General features: G+C 33.1%; 15 protein-coding genes. 4 read left to right on the top strand and 11 right to left on the bottom strand.

Going from position 1 to position 23,400, the window contains the following annotated elements; translation table 11 throughout:
- Positions 1-12: 12 nt before the first annotated feature.
- The gene (locus M0M57_RS05625; protein ID WP_248436161.1) at positions 13-3,165 is read right to left on the bottom strand and encodes a UvrD-helicase domain-containing protein; all 3,153 of its coding nucleotides are present in this window, start codon (positions 3,163-3,165) and stop codon (positions 13-15) included.
- 107 nt (positions 3,166-3,272) lie between these two features.
- Here M0M57_RS05625 and M0M57_RS05630 point away from each other — a divergent pair, with 107 nt between their 5' ends.
- Positions 3,273-3,878, top strand: a complete 606-nt coding sequence (locus M0M57_RS05630; RefSeq protein WP_248436163.1) for a superoxide dismutase — start codon at positions 3,273-3,275, stop codon at positions 3,876-3,878.
- 433 nt (positions 3,879-4,311) lie between these two features.
- Here the strand turns inward: M0M57_RS05630 and M0M57_RS05635 are convergent, their stop codons facing one another.
- Both M0M57_RS05635 and M0M57_RS05640 read right to left on the bottom strand, forming a co-directional pair.
- Positions 4,312-6,210 carry an amidophosphoribosyltransferase gene (locus tag M0M57_RS05635; RefSeq protein ID WP_248436165.1) on the bottom strand — a complete coding sequence of 633 codons (1,899 nt, stop codon included), beginning with the start codon at positions 6,208-6,210 and terminating at the stop codon, positions 4,312-4,314.
- 276 nt (positions 6,211-6,486) lie between these two features.
- Complete coding sequence (locus M0M57_RS05640) at positions 6,487-7,413, bottom strand: PfkB family carbohydrate kinase (RefSeq protein WP_248436166.1); 927 nt, start codon at positions 7,411-7,413, stop codon at positions 6,487-6,489.
- A gap of 191 nt (positions 7,414-7,604) precedes the next feature.
- Between M0M57_RS05640 and M0M57_RS05645 the strand changes: the two genes are divergently transcribed.
- Positions 7,605-7,916 (top strand): hypothetical protein, encoded by a 312-nt coding sequence (locus M0M57_RS05645; protein ID WP_248436168.1) that lies wholly within the window; start codon positions 7,605-7,607, stop codon positions 7,914-7,916.
- A gap of 5 nt (positions 7,917-7,921) precedes the next feature.
- Positions 7,922-8,263 (top strand): hypothetical protein, encoded by a 342-nt coding sequence (locus M0M57_RS05650; protein WP_248436170.1) that lies wholly within the window; start codon positions 7,922-7,924, stop codon positions 8,261-8,263.
- A 93-nt stretch (positions 8,264-8,356) separates the two neighbouring features.
- Here M0M57_RS05650 and M0M57_RS05655 read toward each other — a convergent pair whose 3' ends face one another.
- The 8 genes from M0M57_RS05655 to purN all read right to left on the bottom strand — a co-directional run bounded on the left by M0M57_RS05655 (position 8,357) and on the right by purN (position 22,849).
- Positions 8,357-11,572: a T9SS type B sorting domain-containing protein gene (locus M0M57_RS05655; RefSeq protein ID WP_248436172.1), complete on the bottom strand. Its 3,216-nt coding sequence runs from the start codon at positions 11,570-11,572 to the stop codon at positions 8,357-8,359.
- Between the two features lie 9 nt (positions 11,573-11,581).
- Entirely contained in the window at positions 11,582-12,136 is a 555-nt protein-coding gene (locus M0M57_RS05660) for an outer membrane beta-barrel protein (RefSeq protein ID WP_248436174.1), read from the bottom strand.
- A 77-nt stretch (positions 12,137-12,213) separates the two neighbouring features.
- Positions 12,214-12,732, bottom strand: coding sequence for a hypothetical protein (locus tag M0M57_RS05665; RefSeq protein WP_248436176.1), 519 nt, complete (start codon positions 12,730-12,732; stop codon positions 12,214-12,216).
- Positions 12,733-12,803: 71 nt separating this feature from the next.
- Entirely contained in the window at positions 12,804-13,346 is a 543-nt protein-coding gene (locus M0M57_RS05670) for a hypothetical protein (RefSeq protein WP_248436178.1), read from the bottom strand.
- 86 nt (positions 13,347-13,432) lie between these two features.
- Positions 13,433-20,884, bottom strand: coding sequence for a polymorphic toxin type 23 domain-containing protein (locus tag M0M57_RS05675; protein ID WP_248436180.1), 7,452 nt, complete (start codon positions 20,882-20,884; stop codon positions 13,433-13,435).
- A 3-nt stretch (positions 20,885-20,887) separates the two neighbouring features.
- Entirely contained in the window at positions 20,888-21,334 is a 447-nt protein-coding gene (locus tag M0M57_RS05680; protein WP_248436181.1) for a T9SS type A sorting domain-containing protein, read from the bottom strand.
- Positions 21,335-21,773: 439 nt separating this feature from the next.
- Positions 21,774-22,253 (bottom strand): ribonuclease HI, encoded by a 480-nt coding sequence (gene rnhA / locus M0M57_RS05685; protein WP_248436183.1) that lies wholly within the window; start codon positions 22,251-22,253, stop codon positions 21,774-21,776.
- Between the two features lie 26 nt (positions 22,254-22,279).
- On the bottom strand, positions 22,280-22,849 hold the full coding sequence (gene purN, locus M0M57_RS05690) for a phosphoribosylglycinamide formyltransferase (RefSeq protein WP_248436185.1): 570 nt from the start codon (positions 22,847-22,849) through the stop codon (positions 22,280-22,282).
- A gap of 175 nt (positions 22,850-23,024) precedes the next feature.
- Here purN and M0M57_RS05695 point away from each other — a divergent pair, with 175 nt between their 5' ends.
- Positions 23,025-23,261, top strand: coding sequence for an acyl carrier protein (locus M0M57_RS05695; RefSeq protein WP_007137004.1), 237 nt, complete (start codon positions 23,025-23,027; stop codon positions 23,259-23,261).
- Positions 23,262-23,400 lie beyond the last annotated feature (139 nt).

Genomic DNA, 23,400 nt, shown 5'->3' on the forward strand with positions numbered 1-23,400 from the left:
TTGTTTTATTTTTTACAAAGTTACTATTTCCAAAGTTTCTCCAATATAAACCAATGCTTTTTTAACGACTTTAAAACCCATGTTTTGCAAAGCAGTTTCATATATTTCTATTTGTTTATGATGTTTAGCGAGCGGATTTCCCGTTTTATAATCGAGAATCATTACTTGATTTTGCTCATTAATTATAATTCGATCCGGTTTTACGATTGCATCTTCTTTTCGTAAAATAATCTGCTCATTCAATATTTTATTCGATTCATCAAAAAAGATGAATAATTCAGGATGCAAACAAATTTGATTGATAATCGACAAAACGGATTCTTTTTGGCTTAAAGCAATAATTCCGTTTTCTAATGCTTTGGTAACCGCCAAATCAATGTCGCTTTTGGTTTTTATATAGGATAATATTTCGTGAATCACATTACCATATTCAATTGCTTTTTGTTGATGCGTTCCCCACATCAAACTTTCACGTTGAGCGATTTTGATTGAATTTGGATTTAAATTTTCCTCTACCAATGAAATGGGAATTAATTCCTGCACTTTTTTACTTTCAAGAGAAACTTTATTCGAATTTCCCCATTCATATACTCTTTTTTGAGTATCGAAAATAGTATTTTCAATTAGAAAATTTAGAAAAAAACTCGACATATTGTTAGGAGAAACTTCACCCTTCGAATTCAAATTCATACTCGAAATAATATGAAGCTGCTCTTCTGCCCGCGTGAGTGCTACATAAAGAATGTTGATGTTATCTAACAATTCTTCTTCTTTTTTCTGATGATACACGGCAGCTGCAGACTCACCAAATTCTTCAACATTTTTATTGTTATCAATTAAAACTTTGGGTAATTCGATTAAATCGGATTCGGGTTCAATCCACAATTTATCTTTGGGTGAATTGGTATAATTTTCTTCGGCAAACGGAAAAATTACCACCGGAAATTCTAATCCTTTTGATTTGTGAATGGTCATAATACGAATAGCATTGTTTCCTTCCGGCGATGGAATGCTGAATTTGACACTATTTTCATCCCAATACGATAAAAAATCTGAAATTCCGCTTTGGTTTTTAATATCTCTATCTAAAACCCGATCCAGAAAATCTTGAATGTATGCATTGGATATTTTTGGTTTGATGAATGTTCGAATAATGGTTTCAACCGCTTCATACAACGATTTTTTTCTGATTTGTTGAAACGAAAAAGACAATTCTAACGAAGTTAACCAAGTTTCTAATTCACTTTCTTGTTCAAATTCCATTCCTTTTGCCACAAAATCGTGAGTTGGAATTTCTTGCTGAAGATTTTTAGCCACATAATACAAAAAATGTGCTTTCGATTCTTTATCAGCACCGTTTTTAAGAAATCGCAATAATGTAATGATCAAATTTACATCGGAAGAATTTTGCAACAGCAGCGATTCAGACGAAACAATCGGAATACTTTTTTCGGTTAAAAAAGCAGCAATTTTTACTCCTGGATCTTTTTTTCGGGTGAGAATAACCATGTCGCGATAGGAGAAATTTTTCGCTTTTAACTCTTCAATGGTTTGAAGGACGGCTTCTAAATACAAATCGTCTTTTTCAATATCGTCTTCCCATTCTGATTTGGATGGAATGAAAGAAAGTTTCACATAACCACCTTTTTTATCGTTTTCTTTTTGAAAGCTGTGTTTTTCATATAATTCTTTATAATCCGGATGCTCGAAACTGCTCGATAAAAACTTGAAAAACTGATTATTAAAATCGATGATTTGGCTATAACTTCGCCAGTTGGTGTCTAAATGAAAAAGTTTCTTTTCCGGATTTATAAATGGATTTTCATCTTTACTTAATTCGATAAATTGTTCTGCTTTTCCACCACGCCAACGATAAATCGATTGTTTTGGGTCACCCACAATCATCAACGAACCTCTTTCTTGGTTTAAATCTTCGGTGGACAAAGCATTATCAATCAACGGAATTAAATTTTCCCACTGCATTTGCGAGGTATCCTGAAATTCATCTATAAAAAAATGTTTATACCGTTCGCCCATCCTTTCATAAATAAAGGGAGCAGGTTGGTTTTGAATTTCGTTGTGAATGATGGCATTGAATTCTGAAATCGATAAAATATTCTGTTCTTCCTGAATTTTATCCAATTCCTGACTCACACGATTTAAAAGTGATAAGGGTGTGATGTTTTTTAAAAAAGCCAAATACAACATATATTCTTTGACGGAAGAATGTATTAAACTGAAAAAATGCAATAATTCTGTTGCAATTGAATCAACCGCCTCTTTTTGTGGGTTCGGAATGGATTTGGAATACCGATTTCCTTCGGACAAATATTCTTCAATTTTTGCATTGTTGATGATTTCGCCTTGAGCCGTTTTTGTAAAATAATTAAAAACTACACCTCTACTAAATGATTTGGCATCTAACTGATGGTTGTTAATGAGTCGCATAGCTTTTTGCCCGGCTTCCAAACATTTTTTTTCAATGGTTTTGATTTTGTCGAGCACATTTTTTTTTAACTCAATAAATTCCGGAATCTGTTTGTCTTTAAAATGAACAATTTCATTACGGTTGTTTTCGTTGGTTAACAACTTCGAAATTTCTTTGATGTCGCGAGTAACATCCCACGATTTATCGTCGTCTGTTTTTTCTAAAGTGAAATCTACCAACAAACGTGTGAGCATTTCATCATCGCCGGCTTGAGCAATAATGGCATCAATGGCTTCTTGCAAAAGATTATCGGTTTCTAGCGAGACTTCAAACGTAGAAGGCAAATTCAAATCGTGAGCAAAAGTTCGGATTACTTTGTGTGTAAATTTATCAATCGTAGAAATATCAAAAGCGGCATAATTGTGAATGATATTTCGAATAATGGCTTTTGATTTTTGTTTAATTTCTTGTGTTGATAATCCGGTTTCATTCACAATAGCATTTATCACCGCCATAGCTTTTGCGTTGGGTTCTTCTGTTGCAAATTGCGAAAGGGTTTCCAATACTCTCGATTTCATTTCGCCAACTGCTTTGTTGGTAAATGTAATAGCCAAAATATTTTTATAAGCATCTTCTCTTTTGGATAAGAGAATAATTTTTAAATATTCTTTAACCAAAGTAAACGTTTTACCGGATCCGGCAGAAGCATCGTAGATTGAAAAAGCGGGTTTATTCAAGAGTATAATTTAAATTAATACAACAATAACGAAATAGAATTTCCTTTTCCAAAGTTAATTGATTAAATTTGAAGCTCGTTATTGTTAAACACAAAAAAAATAAAATTATGTCATTTGAACTACCAAAATTACCTTATGCATACGATGCATTAGAGCCACATATTGACGCCAGAACGATGGAAATTCATCATTCTAAACACCATGCTGCCTACACCAATAACCTAAATGCGGCTATTGAAGGAACAGACATGGACGGCAAAACAATTGAAAATATTTTAATTAATTTAGACAAAACCAATGCGGCGGTTCGCAACAACGGTGGTGGTTTTTATAATCACAATTTGTTTTGGACAGTGATGTCACCAAACGGTGGTGGAGAACCAACCGGAGAATTAGCCGAAGCCATTGAAAGGGATTTTGGCACCTTTGCAGAGTTTAAAGCCAAGTTTTCTAAAGCCGGAGCAACACAATTCGGCTCAGGTTGGGCTTTTTTGTGTGTGAAAGATGGTAAACTAGAAGTTTGCGGAACACCAAATCAAGACAATCCGTTAATGCCGGGTGTTGGTTGTGGCGGAACACCAATTCTTGCCATGGATGTATGGGAACATGCCTATTATTTAAATTATCAAAACAGAAGACCGGACTATATTGAAGCTTTCTTTAACGTAGTTAACTGGGCAGAAGTTTCCAGAAGATATGCTGTAGAAAAATAATAGCAAATCTTTAGTAAAATCAAAAAAAGCGACATTCTATCGAGTGTCGCTTTTTTTGTGGAAAAATAAAAAGGTGGAATTTCTTCCACCCTTTTGCCCCAAATCTACCATAAACTTAACCGTGCGTACTATGGTAATTACAAATGTACAACGGTTTTTAGTAAGAAACTATTGTATAGCAAAATAAATTTTAACAATTAGGGAATAAAGGGTGTATTGTATAATTATATGGGTTTTTTGATGGATTTTAAGTGTATTCCAAACCGATATAAAATAAAAAAGGTACGCATAGCGTACCCTTTTTGCCCCAAATCTACCATAAACTTAACCTACTAATGCTATGGTGAAACAAATGTATATTAACACTGTTTTGTTAACAAATAAATTAGATGAAATGCATCAAAAATCGTTAAAAGGCAAAAAATACTACAATTTAGTATGCTCTTGCGTCTTTCCCTTCATAGAAATTCATGAAAGCACGGTTTACAACGCGGTTTCCACCGGGTGTTGGATAGTCTCCGGTGAAATACCAATCACCTAAATGATTTGGACAAGCAATATGTAAATTAGCTACCGTTTGAAAGATAATTTTCACTTCCGCTTTTGTATCCGATGAACTTAACATTTCGGCTATTTTATCTGAAACTTGCTGATCAGTAAACGGTGCATAAATTTCTTTGACATAATTTACAATTTCACCGTCTTTGAATTTTTCTTGAAATTTACATTTTTTATACACCTCATCAATAATCGAATACTCATTGCTTTCTTTCAATAATTCTAAAACTGCTCTAAACGCAACCAATCCTTCTAATTTTGCCATGTCGATTCCGTAACAATCAGGATAACGAATTTGTGGAGCCGATGAAACAATCACAATTCGTTTTGGATTTAATCGATCCATCATTCGGATGATGCTTTTCTTTAATGTTGTTCCGCGGACGATACTGTCATCAATTATCACCAAATTATCGGATGGATTTATCACACCGTACGTTACATCATAAACGTGAGCTACCAAATCATCTCTGCTGCTGTCTTCCGTAATAAACGTTCGCAACTTCGCATCTTTTATCGCTACTTTTTCAGTTCTGATTTTAACCGAAAGAATTTCCTCTAACTTTTCCTTCGTTAATGTTTTTCGGTTGGTAAGAATGTATTTGTTTTTTCGTTGATTCAGAAAATCCTGAGCGGCTTCTACCATTCCATAGAAAGAAGTTTCGGCTGTGTTTGGAATATAAGAGAAAACCGTGTTGTCTGTGTCATTATCAATCGCATCCAAAACAGCAGGAAGAATTAATTTTCCTAACATTTTCCTTTCTCTGTAAATTTCTGCATCACTTCCTCTGGAGAAATAAATACGTTCAAACGAACACGCTTTCTTTTCTAATGGTTCTAAAATTTCTTCTAACGAAAAGCTTCCGTTCTTCTTGATAATCAATGCTTTTCCCGGATCTAATTCTTGCACTTCTTCGAAAGGCACATTGAAAACCGTTTGAATTACCGGTCTTTCTGATGCAACTACCACGATTTCATCATCTTCGTAAAAATAAGCAGGTCGAATTCCGGCAGGATCACGAAACACAAACGCATCGCCGTGACCTAACAAACCGGCCATTGCAAAACCGCCATCCCAATTTTTGGATGCTTTTCGTAAAATCTTAGCAATATCTAATTTTTCGGCAATTACCGGAGAAGCTTCTCGTTTGGATAACCCGTTATTTTTACATTCCTGATATAAATCGGTTACTTCATCATCTAAAAAATGACCTATTTTCTCCATTACAGTAACGGTGTCGGCTAATTCTTTTGGGTGCTGACCCAATTCGACTAAATTATCAAACAGCTCTTTTACATTGGTCATGTTGAAATTTCCGGCAACAATGAGATTTCGGTGCATCCAGTTATTTTGACGTAAAAACGGATGAACACTTTCGATGCTGTTTTTTCCGAAAGTTCCGTAGCGAACGTGACCCAAAAATAATTCACCAATGTATGGAATGTTTTCTTTCTGCCAATCTACATCATTTTGAAATTCAGGATTGTTGGCTAGATCATCGTTTATTCGCTCATTAATTTGGGCAAAAATATCCTGAATCGGCTGTGCTTTGTTGGAACGAACCCGACTGATGTAACGCTGACCGGGTTCTACATCAAATTTAATGCTGGCAAATCCGGCTCCGTCTTGACCACGGTTGTGTTGCTTTTCCATCAAAAGATACATTTTTTGTATCCCGTAGAAAGCAGTTCCGTATTTGTCTTTGTAATATTGAAGCGGTTTTTTTAATCGTAAAAGGGCAATTCCGCATTCGTGTTTTAAGTTGTCACTCATTGTGTTGTGTTGTTTAACTGACTTATTTCAGTTTCTTTTTTGTAGGTTGTTCTTAAATATTACTAGTTATATTCACTTATTTTAATTTACCACATAGATACATAGGTTTTACAAAATTAATAAAGACGTTTCACTTATTTAAAGCAAATCATAGCTTTGTGAACCAAAAAATGATCTATCAAATTCGCTGCTATTTCTTTACTATGTTTCTATGTGGTTCAATTATTAAAAAACTATTTGTATAAAAAATGCCCCGAAATTTCGGGGCACACTATTTTATTCTAATTCGATATCAAATTGAGTTAAAGCTCTGAACTGTTTCAAGCGGTCGTACACTTCCTCTTTCTCAAGGGTAAGCATTCGCTCGGTTCCAAATTTCTCTACGCAGAACGATGCTAAGTTTGAACCGTAAATGATTGCGTTTTTCATGTTTCCAAACGAAATGTTTTCGCTTTGAGCAATGAATCCTGAAAATCCACCTGCAAATGTATCGCCGGCTCCGGTTGGATCAAAAACTTCTTCTAATGGTAAAGCCGGTGCAAAGAAAATTTCTTTTCCGTGGAACAATAAGGCTCCGTGTTCTCCTTTTTTAATTACTACATATTTTGGCCCCATCGTTTGGATTTTTGCAGCTGCTTTCACCAACGAATATTCACCGGATAATTGACGAGCTTCTTCATCGTTGATAGTAATTACATCTACGCGTTTCATTACTTCGTGCAATTCGGTTAACGCACAATCCATCCAAAAATTCATCGTATCCAAAACTACTAATTTTGGTTTTTCAGTCATTTGATTTAAAACGCTGATTTGAACCATTGGATGTAAATTCCCTAACATCACAACTTGTGCATTTTTATACTCGATTGGAACTTTTGGTTGAAAATCGGCCAATACATTTAGTTCTGTAACCAACGTATCTCTTGAATTCAAATCGTTGTGGTAACGACCGCTCCAAAAGAACGTTTTGCCACCTTTTACAATTTCTATTCCGGAAATATCAATATCTCTATCGGTTAATAAATCTAAATATTCTTGCGGAAAATCTTCTCCAACAACAGAAACAATCGCCGATTTTACATTAAAAAAAGAGGTCGACAAGCCAATAAATGTAGCGGCTCCACCTAAAATTTTATCTGTTTTTCCGAAAGGGGTTTCAATCGCATCAAAAGCAACCGTTCCTACAATAAGTAGTTTATTCATGAGTTATGGTTTGAAATAAGGTGCAAAGATACGGTTTTTGTTTAAAAGTTTAAATGGGTAGGAGTTTAAAAGTTTGTGAAAGTTTGTTGAATTGTGAATAAAAAAAGATAGTCTATTCAAGTCAATAAATTCTATAGATTTCCTCTTCCAATCCTCCTTTTTATTTTTCGTATTTTTGTAAAAAACCAATTTTGACTAATTTATCTATCATAAAATGTAAAGCTTGTGGATCATTTAATCGCAATTTGGATTATTGTTCAAATTGTGGCGAGTTGATTAATCCCGCTTTAATCCGAGAAGAAAATATTGATAAGCGAAAGAAAAAGCATTTAGAGCAATTAAAAAAAGAACAAGTTGAAGCTGAAAATTCATTTTTAAACAAGTTGCGTAATCATCGTTTTTGGTTAGTTCGGGCTTTTGGAAACATAGTACATTCGGTTTGGGTAATCCTTTTAGCCGTTGGAAGTTTTTTGGCATGGTTGGCCGCAACAATATCAGCCTGATGAAAATGAAAAAATCATATTCATTTTGGTTGTTTCTTCTTTTGTTTGTGAGTGCTATTAGTGTCTATTTACTTCAACAAAATAATTACAATCTGCCTAAAATCATCAACAATTATTACAACGATTTGGTTGCTTTGCCTATCGTTTTAAGCATGGCTTTATGGTTGGCAAGAAAAATAAAATCAAATCCTAAACTGCAATTAACTTTTTTTCAATGTCTCGTGATGGCAATGCTATTCGGTTGGTTTTTTGAAATTTATTTACCTGAAAGAAACCCTCGTTATACAGCAGATGTAATAGATTTCGGTTTATATGCAATTGGTGCGGTTTTGTTTTATGGATGGTAGAGGGTTGATGATTTTAAGCATTAATGAAAAAACCTCAAAGCTATTAGTGTCAAAAAAAGAAGTTGTAATTTAGATGAAAAAGAGTTTAAAGCTCTATCTTTTTAAAGAGAAATTCCCTTTTATAGTTCTACCATCTTGCAGTTTTATAGAATACCAATAATCTGATGAGGGCATTTGCCTACCATTCGCCGTACCATCCCACCCTGATCCCATCGGACTGATTTGTTTGAGTAGACTTCCATATCGATCAAAAATTAAAATAACCGTATCAGAATTTTGTAAATTACTTGCTCCTTTAATATTCCAAACGTCATTATATCCATCTCCATTTGGTGTAAAATATTTCGGAATACCTAAAACATTTATCTCCTTTGTTATTGTCCCACAACCATTTAAATCTTTCACAAAAACTGTGTAAATCCCTGCTTCTAAACCCTCAAATGTATTTGATGATTGAAAAAGAGTATTGTCCAAACTAAATACATAATCACCATAACCTGAAACTAAAATTGTAACGGAGTTATTCTCTGATAAATCAAAAATTTTAATTTCTTCAATACTAGCCCTATTTGAGGCTGTCACGGTAAAAGTTCTCGTTCTTACACATTCGCTTGAATTGGTTACTGTTACAGAATAACTTCCTTCACTGTTTACATTAAGCGTGTAATCAGTAGCATTCTCAATCAATTGCCCATCTTTGTACCATTGATAGGTATAATTTGAAATTAAATTTTCATCCATTAAACCAGCTGTCAAAATCTCTGTGAAAGAGGAATCATCACTACAAATTAAGGCCTCACCTTTCAATTCTAAAACGGGAACTTGATTAACCATCAAAGGAATAATAGCCGTAGCTTTGCAATTACTATTATTAGGATTTATTACTTCTACCAAAATATTTTGGGTTCCGCTCACAAATGGATTTGGTAAAGGGCTAGGTAAAGGATTTCCTGTTTGATCAAAATAATTGACTATCACTCCTGTTTGATTACCCAATAACGTATTTTGAAAAGTTGAAGTATCAAAAGCAACTAAGCCATCTTGTTCCATAGGATTAACCTCATCGTCACATAACGTTGTAAAGGCTATTGGAATAGTATTAATCTCAGGCAAATCATCTACTATAAATGAAATTGTTGATTCATGATAACAAGCATTTGTAGTAGTATTTGTTGCTCTTACCTTTATAGTTTGAGAATGTGTAAAAAAAGGATTGGGTAATGGACTAGGTAATGGTGCATTATTTTCATCCCAATAACTAAATATAACATTCGATAAATCAGTCAATAGACTTGATTCTAATGTCGTAGTATTAAACCCAAAAATGCCATCATTATCGTCATCGCATTCTGTATAAATTAGGGGTTGCAGAATTGGTAAAGCTTCCACATTTAGTGTGATGTGATGACCTAAACCTAAACATTCATTATCCAATTGACTATCTACCCTCACGTAAATATTTTGTGTTGTTGGAGAATTTGTATTGATAAAATTAGATGTATTACTGATTGGATTTTGCTCTGCTAAAGCATCACTTATGTTTTGATAAAAACTTATATCTAATAACTGACCAGCCGGAAACAAAGATTGAACCTCTGATATTACACTACTAAAGTTAAATGTTGCAATACCATCTGAATCAGATCCCGAACTACTATCGTCGCAAACTGTAAATGTTTTTTGAAAAGAAGCAGGAATGAGCGTGGTTGAAACAATTAAGTTTAATGTTGCAACTCTAAAACAACTGTTTGTATTTTCTACACGTACATATAGTTGATCTGTGCTCACATTTTGATTACTATAGGCAATGTAATTGTTAATCTGATTTGTATTGTTTTGTGCTTCTGCAAATGTTTCAAAATAGGAAAAAGACAAACCTAAAGTTGATGAAACAAGTAGTTCATTAGCTTCTGCTAAATTAAAAGCACTGAATCCATCGTTGTTATCATCGCATTGTTTTAAGGAAACAACGTTATTTAACAATACTGGTGGTTGATAAATGGTAATTTGGCGTGAATTGGTTCCTGTTCCTAACGGAGTGACAACCGTTACAATTACGTTATATGTTCCTGCATTGGTATAAATATGAGTGGGTTGTAATTCGCTTGAAGTGTTCCCGTCTCCAAAATCCCACGAAGCAGATAGAACCGTTTGGTTTGTGGAAAAAGAAAACGTTGAACTTTCGCCTTCGCAATTGGAAGATAATGTAATCATGGGTGTGAAAAAGAAAGATTGATTAAAAGACGGTAAACCTAATTTACTTCTTTTCCCTTCTAAAAAAAAACCGTTAAGTTGAAAGTCACAATCCAACCCAATTTCATTGGGGTTATTAATAACTCCTAAATAATTTCTATTATTAAATGCAATATATATTTTATTATCCGGTCCAACTTGTAATTGCCCGGGAATATTGCCTTGGTGTATTGTAACTATGGAATTGGGAATATCTGATACATTCAGATTAAATTGATGAATTTTTCCATGAGAATTTGAAACATACAATAAGGATTCGTTAGGAGAAAAAGCAGCACCAATTAATTCACCTGGTTCGGTTAATAATGTGATTTCATTTGTTAAAACACCTGTTGAATTATTGAAATCAAAAAGCTGTACGATATCTGAAACGCTTGTAAAAGCTAATTTTGAGCCACTTGGAGCTATTTTAATTGACCCTGCTTCAAAAAAATCAATTGGACTACCAGTAATTATCGCTCCTATATTAGTTACAACCGGACTAGACTCTAGACCTAATGAAGTTAATTGATAAGCGAAAAAACTATTATTATGAAGCCCATGTATAACAATCCAATAATCTTGTCCGTTTGCGTGTTTTGTAATCCCTAAATGTTCTCCAGTTGGAGTAAAAATCAAATTGTTTTTATCATTAGTTACCGCTCCATTACCATTGTCAAGATTCATATCTACGATAGAGAATCTAAATCCATTTGGGCTACTTTCTTGAGCTGTAGTAAATATGTAATACAAGTTTGTTGACCCCGGTTTTGGAACAATAGTTGCAGATTGTGTACTTGATGCTTGTCCCATTAAACCTGTACCATTTACCATAATTTGATGGTTTTTGTTATATACTGTAACACCATCAGTATAAAACAAAAGTTGACCACTTGAATCAGAAATGGTGGCACAACCTTCGTCTGTAACCAATTGACCATTGGTTAAAGCAACAGGACTGCCGCTATTAAAATCTAAACCAGCATTTTCGCCAAAATACCAACTATTAGCTTCTCCCTGAGCAAAGGAAGAGATAAGATTTAATAAAAAAAATGATATATATAAAACTACTCGCAAAACCTAATATTAAAATGCAACTCCAACTCCAATATTAAAAAACACAAAATCACTAGATTCAGGATAGACAAATTGGGATTTGTTTTTTACATTCAAGATTGTCAAATTTGACTCAATAAAAAAAGTTTTAGTCACAAAATATTTTATGCCGGGAGAAATCGTAAAACCATTTGTTTTTATATCCCGATTTGGACTTGTAATAAAGCCGTCAGTGGTTGGTTTAAATGTAAAAGAATCAAAATAATAGCCTACCGCCAAACTTGCCTGCATTTTTTTTTCAAAGAAAGAATAAGACGCACTTATGTTGGGATTAAAACCCCATTTATCGGTAAAATTATCTTTAATTTTGGGATAATAATAAAACGCTCTAAAACCTGCATGTAGACCAATATCTTCCCATGCTTTTATTTGGTAATTCACATAGCCCGAAAACGGTTTGTTATACAAATCATCATCGTCTGTAAAGGAATAATTAAACCCAACTTGAACTTTTTTTGCTTCTTGAGCTTGTGCATGAGGCAAAAAAGAAATAAAAAGAATAAGAATAGTTACTGCTTTTTTCATTTGTAAATTTTATTAGTTTGAAGTTTATATGTAGTGCATATAATGGCTGGCAACTGAGTTTTTTTATAAAATTTCGTTTAATCAAAAATTTGTTTATATTTTTTCTTCACATATTTATGAGGCGTTCCAAAAAAATCAATGTAGATGGTATCGTTTTTAATAACACCTTTACTTATTACTTTTGAATATATATTTGTTTTACCTCCACTAATAGGATAAAATGATTCCAAATAAATAGTATCCCCTTTTAATTTATATTTACCACCATAATATACAGATTTTTTATTTCTTTCTTTATCAAACTTTCCAAAATATAAATATGAGTCTTCCTTATAATATCCATCTTTATGAAATTTATAAATTCTTGGATTTGCTCTTTGCTCTTCATTAGAATCTAGCCCTTGAAAAGTTTCAATATAATAAGAACTTGTATCAATTACTTTGAAATTTTCAATTGTAAGTTCATCATTTAAAGTATATAAATCTGTAGTTAAAATTGGTTCGCCATCCTTATTCTCTTCAAATTTATAACTTGGGTAAACACAAGAATTGCATAAAAAAACAACTACTATTATTTGAAAATATTTAGTTACCATGTTGTAAAGATGTTTGGTTTACTATATTGAAAACAACCATTTAATTACATACTAATATATTTTTTTTCAAATTAATAAATATTCTTAAAAATATCTTTACTATCTACTTTTGGCTTATCAGAGTGCTTTAAAAATTTAAACTCTAATTCAACATTTTTAGTGATATTATCTCTGTAGTTTACAATTTTTAATATTTTAAATAATGTATCATTCAAAACTACTCCTCTATATTCATGCAAAAAATAGTCATTAAAAGAATCTTGGTTTCGTATTTTTAAATCTGATTTATAATATTGGATTATTATACTATCATTATTTGTAACAAAAACGCCTTTCCCATCTAAGTCATTTTCTAAAATCTTACATGAACGAGGAATTTTTTTTGATTGATTTAAAAGTTTTAAACGTGACTTATAGCTATCAATTGCATTTTCTATAGAGTTTTCCTTTTTAATATTTACTAAACAATAATTACTAGACAAACCATTATAATTACCTTCATTGATAACAAAACCTTCATTATATAATAATAAAACATCTATCGATTTAACATCAGATGAATTATTAACATAATAAAACCCATCTAATCTTAATTTATTTTTTTGTTTAATCACATCCTGCATTTTTAATAACTTGTCCTCGTTATGTTTTGTTGATACGCAGGATATGAAAAACATAGCAAAAAAAACATATGTGCACTTTACCATGATGTAAATTGATTTGGCGTTTTATATTGAAAATAACCTTTCCAATCCCAAGATTGATTTTCAAACCCTCTTTGTCGTTTATCTAACGGGCCTAATTTTAAATTATGGATAGCTTGATCTTGTATCGCATGTCTAACATGCTCACTATTAACTCCAACTCTATAACCTTTATAGCCAACAGTTAATGCACCCAGTCTATATTTATTTCCTTCCTCTAAAGCGTATCCATTTGGCATTCTTCTATTAAACTTATCTATTTCAGGTTTTCCTCTATGACCTCCTTCTAAACTTTCTTCTCCTTTGTAATTTCTCTTGCCAGTCATTAAATTAAAACCTGCAGTAAAATCACCAACAGACAAATTTAGAGCTGCACTTCTATAACTATCTCCACCATCACCTAATGGCCCTATAGAACCATCATTTTCATACATTACTCTAAAATCTCCATTATGAAAACCTACCATACCTGTTCGTTGATTTAAATTGTTACCATCACTGCCTGCTGAACCCCTCCAAAAATTTGTTCCTAAACTAAAACCTGTTTTACCATCATCATAATTTACTAGAGCAGAATATCTGACTTCATTAGCGTTAGCACCAAAACCATTATAGTTAGAATATGACATTACACCAACACCTCCAGAAAAAGACCAGTCTCCATCGCTGTAACCCACACCTAGACTTATACCTGCACCTGAAGCATTTCCAAAAGCGATAGAAGGAGAGACACTAATTGACCAATCGCCGATAGGCACGCTAATGGCAGGAAAAAAAGCAGCAGCAAAGGATGAAGCAGCAGTATTTCCTACAGCACTTGCTGTAACAGCAGTTGTTGCTGAGGCATAGCCTCCACTAATTCCTCCAATAATAGCACCCGATAACACAGACATTCCGAAACCACCCCAAGACCAATTACCCGTTTGAATGGCATGAGCTATATAACTTGCACCGCCAGCAGCAGCTCCTATAATAGCACCAACCCATACGGCCGCCCAAATCCACTCACCATTTTTATCTGTATATTTTAATGGATTATTATAAACATAAGAATACCTGTTATAATTCTGAGTGTTGTATGGATCTTGCACAAAATTATCCGGTTGTAAAAAACGATGCACTACAGGGTCATACAACCTACCGTTCATGTGTATTAAATTCACCCCTTGCAAATGTTCATGACCGGTGTAACCTCTATCTAAAACAAGTAAACCTGTAAGAACGTTTCCTGAGCCGTCCTCTACTTTTTTAATGTTACCCCAAGCATCAAACAATCGCTTTTCAACTACGGCACCGGATTGATTGGTAACCGCTACAATACTGCCCAAATAATCCCTATGTAAATATAAATAATTTTGCATTGTGCCGTCACTTTTTAACATGATTGGGGCAGAATATGCATCACCTCCAATATAGGTTATAAACTCAACAGTTCCGTTAACGATATCTTGTTTAATTTCCATGCTGCCATCAGCCGCATAATGTTTTCTGTATCTTCTAGCTAATTTATCAGCCTCTAAACTACCGTAATACATGGTTGAACGACTGTTGTTCATGTTATAAATAAAACTCAACTTGTCTTTTCCTTCCTCAATGATATCAACCGGACTTTTGAACGTGTTATAGGTAATCGCTAGATTTGCTCTACTTAAATAATAATCGGAATAAGACGTATTTGTTTCAACCGACGTATTTTGAAAAGGTTTAGACGTGTTGGTATAATTATAACTTCCAATATTATTTTCATCAATTCTTCCTAACGTATCGTATGTTTGGGATTCGGTTTTGATTTCAACAACTTTTATATTGTCTAAAGAAAATGAGATTGGTGCTTGAAAATTAATGTCATTACCTGCAATAATTTTTATAGCAATTTCAGAATACTGAGAAACCGTATGTTGAAAAGAAAAATTTATTCCTGCATTAATTCCATACTGGATCTCTATAGTTTGCCCTGTATTTGGGTTTCGTTCTACAACCGAAAATTTTGCATAATTATTAACTCCTACTAAATTTTTTAAAAATATTTGCCCATTGATAGCTAACACTTCTCCAATAAACGCATGACTTTTTACTGTTTTTTGAGTTCCTTCAAAATTAACATTGGTAGTAACCTTTAGTCTTGAATAAGAAGAATTCGTTTCGTTAACAATAGAAACATTAGTATTTGTGGGTATGAAACCATCTATAGTATTGGTAAATGTAAAATTTTGTATTTCATTGTTATTACTCCAACTGGTTAATCTATCAAGGCCATCATAAGTAAAATTTTCTTGATGATCAAACATGCTGTTGTAACGACTGGTTAGATTACCTCTTTCCGGTTCAAAAACAGAGTTTAATGTCATTACATTTGCAGTAGGAATAGTCAATTTATCGTGCTTAAATTGTGAAGGATACCCGTGTTGATCATAGGTATTAGTTATATTTATTCCATTTCCATAATTTCCATTAATTAGTTGACCACGAGCATTTACTTTTGTCGTTTGCCATAAAACTTGATTGGTAGCATCGTCAACGATTTGCCAATGATGACCATTTTTATAGGTGTTTTTTATCCATTTATCCGAACGTTTGCCATCTGAAGTATTGATACCGGTATAAAGTTCTTTTTCAGGTCTGCCAAACGCATCAAATTGAGTTGCTCTCTGATAATAGGCATTAAAGCCGCTTTCATCATAAAAATTTAGTCTTTTATAATTGTCATAACCGTATGAATAGGTTGTATAAAAACCTCCTGTAAAATCATCATATCTACTATTTGTTAGTAATTTGCTAGCCGAATTATAAGTATAGGTAGTTTTATTGTTGGTAGTATCACCTCCGGTTCCAACAATTGTTTTTTCGGAAACTTTTCCAAAATTATCCAATGTATAAGTAGTTATTCCTTTTGGCGTTGTCTCTTTTGTTATTTCTCCAAATTCATTGTATTCATACTCATAAATTCCTGCACTTGGATCTGTTAACTTAGTTTTTCTACCCCAACCATCTTGTTCAACTGCTACAATTACTCCCTCAAAATTAGATTGCTTTAAACCACCATTCGCATAATATTGATAGGTAATTGTTCCGCCATTATCGGTCATAGAAACAACATTTCCTAAAGAATTCTTAATTGATGTACTGTTCGCCACCCCATCACTTGTGGTGGTAGTTAATTCGCTGTAGGCAATAGTTGTAGTTTTTCCGGTCGGCTCAACAACTTGGATTGGTCGACCGTAAACATCATACGACGTTGATCCAAACAAACCGGACCAATTGGGTGTAGTTGATAGTTTGGATTCATAAGATTTTGTTACTCTGTCATAAATATCAAATTCATCTGTTTTCCAACTGATATTTGATTCTGAACCGATTACATCATTAATTGTTTTGTATCCTTGAGCCACTTTTCGCCCTAAATCATCTAACCAAACAGAGCTGTACGAATTGTCATCTCCTGTTGTTTGAATTGAAAAGTGTCCGGAAGTTGAAGGATTTAACCAATTATAAGAAAAATTCAACTTTTTTCCTAAATAATCTGTTTCTCTAGTTTTTTTACCCCAAACATCATATAAAAAAGATGTTATTAACGGAAAACCTGAATTTGAGGGTAACGTTTGTGACAAAAGCAAGCCATTGCTTGTATTATAGGCGTAAGTAGTAATTAAACCTTCAATATCACTGCCAGAGATTAGAAATCTACCAGAGGTATCGTAAGTATAATTAGTAACTCTTGGTGCTAAGCCCGAAGCGGTTATTGTTTTTCTAGTTATATTGCCAAATACATCATAAAGGTTGTCTTCGGTCAGATAGTTGGTTAAATGTCCTTTCTTTTGAATTTTTGAAACCAAATGTGATGCATTGTAAGTATAAATTTCTTCACCTGTAGTCGTATCTCCGTTGTGTGTTACAGTTGAATTTTTCTTTTTTAACCTACCTACAAAGTAGGTAGAACCAGTAGATGGTGGAAAATATTCAATATTGATGTCTTCTGTTCTCTCAACAGTTGTTCCGTTTTTAGAAACAGAAGTTGTTGTGACGGGGTTATTATAAATGTCATACGAAGTTGATTTTTCTCCAGAAGTTCCCTCTAAGCCGTTTAATGAAACAGTAAAGGTGTTTTTGATTTTATAAACCTTGTTGGGTAATAACTCATCTTCATACGTCATATTCACTTTATTTATAAAAGTGGTCGGTGTATAACTTGTAAAGTTCCCGTAGAATTCTCCTAAAACAGTATAAGTTTCATTAATGGCTCCTCTTTTATTAATTATATGTTTGGTTACTGTTGAGATTACAGGATTATCATCATTATGCCAATTTGTTCTTAACAAACCTCTAAATCCAAGAAACCCGAGTCCTTCTACATTGGTAACGGCTCCGTAATATCTGAAATTTTGTTTTTTATATTGTGAAGACGGAGTAATCTGTTCAATTTTAGAAACAATTTGAAAACCATTAGCTTGCTTAATATCAAAGTTTGGATAGTTCTCTGTGTAAGTAGAGGGTTCAAAAGCATAATCACAATTAAAAGGCAAATCACAAGCTGAATTTAAAGGAGTATAAGTGATTACCTCTTTTACACCAGTGCCGAGGATAATCTCTTTTAATCTAGTATCTCTTTTATTATCTTTTGTTGACTTAAAAGTTCTAATAAAATTCCCTGAGATTAATCCATACTCTAAGTTTTGATTTACATTATTGTGGTCTAGAAAAATTGGCATAGCATTTCTCCTGATACCTCCAAATGAAGGATTTGTACTAACAATATTAAAATTAATAGAATTATTAGTTGAAAGTTGATTTTCCAATAAAACCAAATAGGTTAATTGAGGATTACCATAGTCTGTGTAATCAGCTCCATTACGAGTCATCACATATTCGACAGTTAAATTTTGTTGGTATAAGATATCCGATTTACCATCGCCATTAAAATCATTCACTACATAAGAATGCTCATTCAAACTGTAAGTGTAAATACTGAACCCATTTACCCCGTAATATCCCCCGTTTGCTATCTTGTATTGCAATCCGATTGTAGTAGTTACTTTCTCAAAGCCTGTTCCTGTTGCCAAAAAGAAACTCCAACTATCTGTGTTGTTCTCTTGAGGTATTACAAAGTCTGTTTTTCCATCACCATTAAAATCCCCCATGTACCTCGGTTTGTCAGATTTAATACTACCATCTGTTTGACTTACAATTTGAACAAACTGTTTGTTTTCATTGAGAGAATAAACTTTCACACTTCCTGAGTCAAACACCATTAAATCTGACTTCCCATCACCATTAACATCAGCTACAATAAATTTACTATTATTGGTGGTTGTAATCTGCCCAGAGAAATTAACGAAATTCTCAGTTAATCTCCTGTCAAGATTTACAAAATAAGTTTTTCCTCCCGGAATAGATATATTGGTAGTTGTATAACAATTGCCCTGACAAACAACCGCCTGATAACTGCTTCTTTTTTCTATTGCAACAACATCTGTTAAACCATCCCCATTAAAGTCTCCACTTACATATTCTTTAGGAATAACTTGATATACGACTTCCCCCGGGTTATGTTCTATCAAACCTCCTATATTTAAAGGACCGACCCATGTTCCAGGCATATTTCCAACTTGACCACCACATATCGATCTAATAAAAAACTTATAACTTTTTCGAGGATATAAATTCTGAATTACATGAGAATTTTGCGACACTATTGTATAAGTACCAATAGGGTCAAAATTAGACGGGTTATTTGCTAAACCTGTTTCAAAATAATAAATTTCCCAAGATGATGCTAAAGGAGTGCCTAACTGACTCCAAGTTATAGTTGCCTCATTGTTTAAAATTGGACTTATATTGATATTTATTGGATTTGGGCAAGAAGTATTCCCAGGATCATTAGGATCTAATGGATCTACTGTTATGGGATCTCGATCAAGATTCAAATTCATACTATATGGCTCTATGTTTTCAGGAAAGGGACTCAAATCACAGTGCGGTAAATTAGGACATTCAATTATAGTAGAGAATTTTGGAAATTCATACGTTTTTTCGTATTGAAAATAAATTGGATTTGAAATACCTGCAGAATAATTTTTGAAAGAAGTTATTGAATTACTTGAATTATTTTGTATCACACACCAACCCTGCATGGGCATTAATTTATCTGAATGATTAAGCCAAGATGTTGGAAATATATCTATAAATGAACCTACATTATGTTCACTTCCAATATTTAAACCTGTACCTTGAATATCACTAAAAAGCCAGTATTTCTTTTTTGTGTCTGTACCTATTGTTGGATACAAAATAATATCCATGTTTCCATCACCATCAAAATCACCACTAATATTACTTGAATTTGCAAAACTAATATTACCCACACTTAACGGTATCGGATTACTTATATTGAATAAATCTGAATTTGTGGTTAAATCATAATTAAAGACTGTAGGGTTAAAACTCTTAGTGTTATCACCACTCTTTTCGGTAATTTTTGTTAATATCTCATAGCCTAAAGAGGTAGCTTCGTGTGTTAACAAATAATTTCTAAATCCTACGTTATTTCCTTTTACTCTAATCTCACTCAAGATATTGTTTCTCATAAAATTTTGCCCACCAATATAAGCCTGTTCTGCTCTTACCCTTGATTTATAAACAAAATCTATTTCATTAATTGGAGTTGTAGTCAATCTAGTGCCGTATCTAATTTTACTTATTGATAAATTATTATTAGACAAAGTATAAAGATATGAAATTCTAACCCCCTGTGGATTTTGCCAATAGGTAATAGCCCAATCTGTAAGTGATCTTGAATTTACTGAATTTCCATAATGAGCGAGAGAACCATCTGGATATTGAACGATAAAATAAGCGGGACCATAATTTGCACCACTCGGATGCACGCCATAAGATGTTATTTTTACATTAGAAAAGCTTTCTGTTTCATAGACAGTGCTATTAGCTCCATATACCCCTGATGTACCATTTTTCACGATTAATCGTTGACCATCAAAAGAAAACCTATCCAAAGCATCAAAATCTACTGGATCAATATTATTATCGTGGAATCTTGTTGATGGGGTTCTTGTAATTACTGAAATTCCTGAAACATTCCAACCATAACCCGCTAGTCCATTTCCACCTTGACTATTGTAACTTAAAGCAATTTGAGGTACAATTCCATTTATACCCGGAGGCACTGCAATTGGAATACTATACGTGGCACCACCAGTTAATGATACAGAAAGCTGACCTTCTGTTACCCCCACTTCTGGCGAACTCCCAGTAGGAGTACTAGGCGTAATATCAGCATTTGTTAAAGATCTGTTTAAAGTAGTATTTGTTATAGGATTGCCAACTCTTTTTATTGGAATAACCCCCTGAACAGGAGTGTTACCAAACATATCCTCTTGAGAAAACAAATAAATTGTATTAAAAAATAACACTAAAAATAAAAGAAACTTTTTCATAACTTAATTTTTAACAATTTTAATAGACTTTTGCTCACCATTGCTATAATTCAGGCTTATAAAATAAACGCCTACAGGAAAATCTAAAAACGAAATGAGTTGGGTGTTTTGAGATAAGTTTTCTTTTATCGTTTTAATTAGCTGCCCATTCAAAGAAAAAACTTCAATACTTGAAACAGTAGTGTTGTTTTTCAAATCCCACTTTAAGTAAAGCTCTTCTTTAACAGGGTTTGGATAATAAGAAATGACATCTTCTGGGAAAAACTTTTGTAAATCACTATCCTCAATTTCTGTAATATCTTTTACTTGATTATTATTCATTCTTGAATCACATGAAGGACACCAAGTTCTTAATATTTGATTACCAGCAGCATCGTATTCAAATCGAATTTTTTGAGCACTAGAAACTAATCCATAAAAGCAAAAAAATGTAAGAAGAAATTTTTTCATAATTAATTATTAAAATTTGACAAAAAAATTGTTATTACAACTGTACAACAGATACTTAAACTAGTATTTTATAGAACTTTAACAAAGTTTTTAAAGCTATAAAAATTTAAATGCAAGTTAAAAAACGTCTACTATTTTCCTTTGCACTTTTTGTGCATAAAATGTTAATTTTTTTTTACGTAAAAAGTATTGAAAAAAGTGAATTAAAAAAACAATCGCTATTCAACTAAGTGATTAAAAAACGTAGTTTTAGAACAAAATTAAAAAAGGTAATTTTTATTCTGTGTAGAACTAAATCTTAAATTATTATAGAATTTTTACTACAGGTAATTAATGATTATTTTAGTTGATTTGAGTAAGCCCCAATTAGTTGCGGTATGTTTTGTGAGCGGTGTGGTGGAGGGTAAAAAGATTACTACGATGTATCATATTAAAATCTTCAAAACAACTTCCCTTCCTCCTTTTCATAAAACGCATCCACCGATAAATTCGGTAAACCGGAAGCATAAACCGCCAATTCATCACATCTTTCATTTTGTGGATGGCTATTGTGTCCTTTTACCCACTTAAAATCAACTTTATGTTTGCGGTAGATTTTAAGAAAACGCATCCATAAATCGGGATTTTTCTTTCCCGCAAAACCTTTCTTTTCCCATTGAAAAACCCATCTTTTTTCTACAGCATCCACTACATATTTAGAGTCGGAAGTAACTAAAACAGTCGTATTTGGATTTTTTAGTTTTTCTAATCCAACAATCACGGCCAATAATTCCATGCGGTTGTTGGTGGTATAGCGAAAGCCTTCGTAGAATTCTTTTTTATAGGGCGAACCTACCAATTCCATCACAACGCCATAGCCGCCTGGTCCGGGGTTTCCCTTGGCTGCTCCGTCGGTGTAGATGTGGATTTGGTGAGACATAATTTTTCGGGTTTGAAAGTTGCGGGTTACAGGTTACGGGTTAAAAGTTGATCGATTACTTGTGGAAAAAAACGGTGTTCGAGTTCGTGAACTTTGGTTGCCACTTCTTCGGACGTTGTGCAATCTGAAATTGACGTTTTCTCTTGTAGGATTATCCTTCCTTCATCATACTGCTCATTAACAAAATGAATGGTGATTCCGGTTTCGGTTTCTTTATTATCCAAAACGGCTTGATGCACATGCTTGCCATACATTCCTTTTCCGCCATAATTAGGTAACAACGCAGGATGAATATTGATAATTTTATTGGGAAATGCTGCGATGATATGTTCCGGAAATTTAAGTAAAAATCCCGCCAAGACAATTAAATCGGGTTTTAATTCGATTAATTTAGAAAGTACGAAATCGCCGTAAAGCTCGTCTTTATTGAAGGAAACTGTATGAACATTCAAATTGTTTGCTTTTTCTAAAACTTTGGCATTAGAATTGTTTGAAAACACAGCGACTACCGATTTTGAGGTATTATTTTTGAAATATTGAATGATGTTTTCCGCATTGGAACCCGTTCCTGAGGCAAAAATCACGATGTTCTTCATGTTTCCTGTAATTTTTATTACGCAAAAAAACAAAAAAGAAACGAGAATTTATAGGGTTTAAGCTTCTATTGTCAAATATATTTTTTAAATTCGTAGTCAGATTTATTAACTAAAATGTTGTTTTAAAATAAAGTTTTTTATTTTTGCCAACAATTAAACTAAAATTTAAAAGATTATGTCAGACATTGCATCAAGAGTAAAAGCGATTATCGTAGACAAATTAGGTGTTGACGAAAACGAAGTTGTAACAGAAGCAAGCTTCACAAACGATTTAGGAGCTGATTCATTAGACACTGTTGAGCTAATTATGGAGTTCGAAAAAGAATTTGATATTCAAATTCCAGACGACCAAGCTGAAAACATTGCTACTGTAGGTCAAGCTATTTCTTACATCGAAGAAGCTAAAAAATAATAACTAAAAACATCCCGTTCTGCTAATCCGGAACGGGTGTTATTATTTTTACTAAAACTAATTTATTGATTGTCATTCAATCACACACATACAGAAAAAAACACCCCTGATTTTTAATTTTCAATAAATTTCAGGGTTT

This window comes from Flavobacterium azooxidireducens (genome assembly GCF_023195775.1).
Taxonomy (GTDB): Bacteria; Bacteroidota; Bacteroidia; order Flavobacteriales; family Flavobacteriaceae; genus Flavobacterium; species Flavobacterium azooxidireducens.

Excerpts from the sequence above, each read along its gene's own strand:
- M0M57_RS05630 (WP_248436163.1), top strand. The coding sequence starts at position 3,273 with ATGTCATTTGAACTACCAAAATTACCTTATGCATACGATGCATTAGAG.
- M0M57_RS05635 (WP_248436165.1), bottom strand. The coding sequence starts at position 6,210 with ATGAGTGACAACTTAAAACACGAATGCGGAATTGCCCTTTTACGATTA.
- M0M57_RS05640 (WP_248436166.1), bottom strand. The coding sequence starts at position 7,413 with ATGAATAAACTACTTATTGTAGGAACGGTTGCTTTTGATGCGATTGAA.
- M0M57_RS05650 (WP_248436170.1), top strand. The coding sequence starts at position 7,922 with ATGAAAAAATCATATTCATTTTGGTTGTTTCTTCTTTTGTTTGTGAGT.
- M0M57_RS05660 (WP_248436174.1), bottom strand. The coding sequence starts at position 12,136 with ATGAAAAAAGCAGTAACTATTCTTATTCTTTTTATTTCTTTTTTGCCT.
- M0M57_RS05665 (WP_248436176.1), bottom strand. The coding sequence starts at position 12,732 with ATGGTAACTAAATATTTTCAAATAATAGTAGTTGTTTTTTTATGCAAT.
- M0M57_RS05675 (WP_248436180.1), bottom strand. The coding sequence starts at position 20,884 with ATGAAAAAGTTTCTTTTATTTTTAGTGTTATTTTTTAATACAATTTAT.
- M0M57_RS05680 (WP_248436181.1), bottom strand. The coding sequence starts at position 21,334 with ATGAAAAAATTTCTTCTTACATTTTTTTGCTTTTATGGATTAGTTTCT.
- rnhA (WP_248436183.1), bottom strand. The coding sequence starts at position 22,253 with ATGTCTCACCAAATCCACATCTACACCGACGGAGCAGCCAAGGGAAAC.
- purN (WP_248436185.1), bottom strand. The coding sequence starts at position 22,849 with ATGAAGAACATCGTGATTTTTGCCTCAGGAACGGGTTCCAATGCGGAA.
- M0M57_RS05695 (WP_007137004.1), top strand. The coding sequence starts at position 23,025 with ATGTCAGACATTGCATCAAGAGTAAAAGCGATTATCGTAGACAAATTA.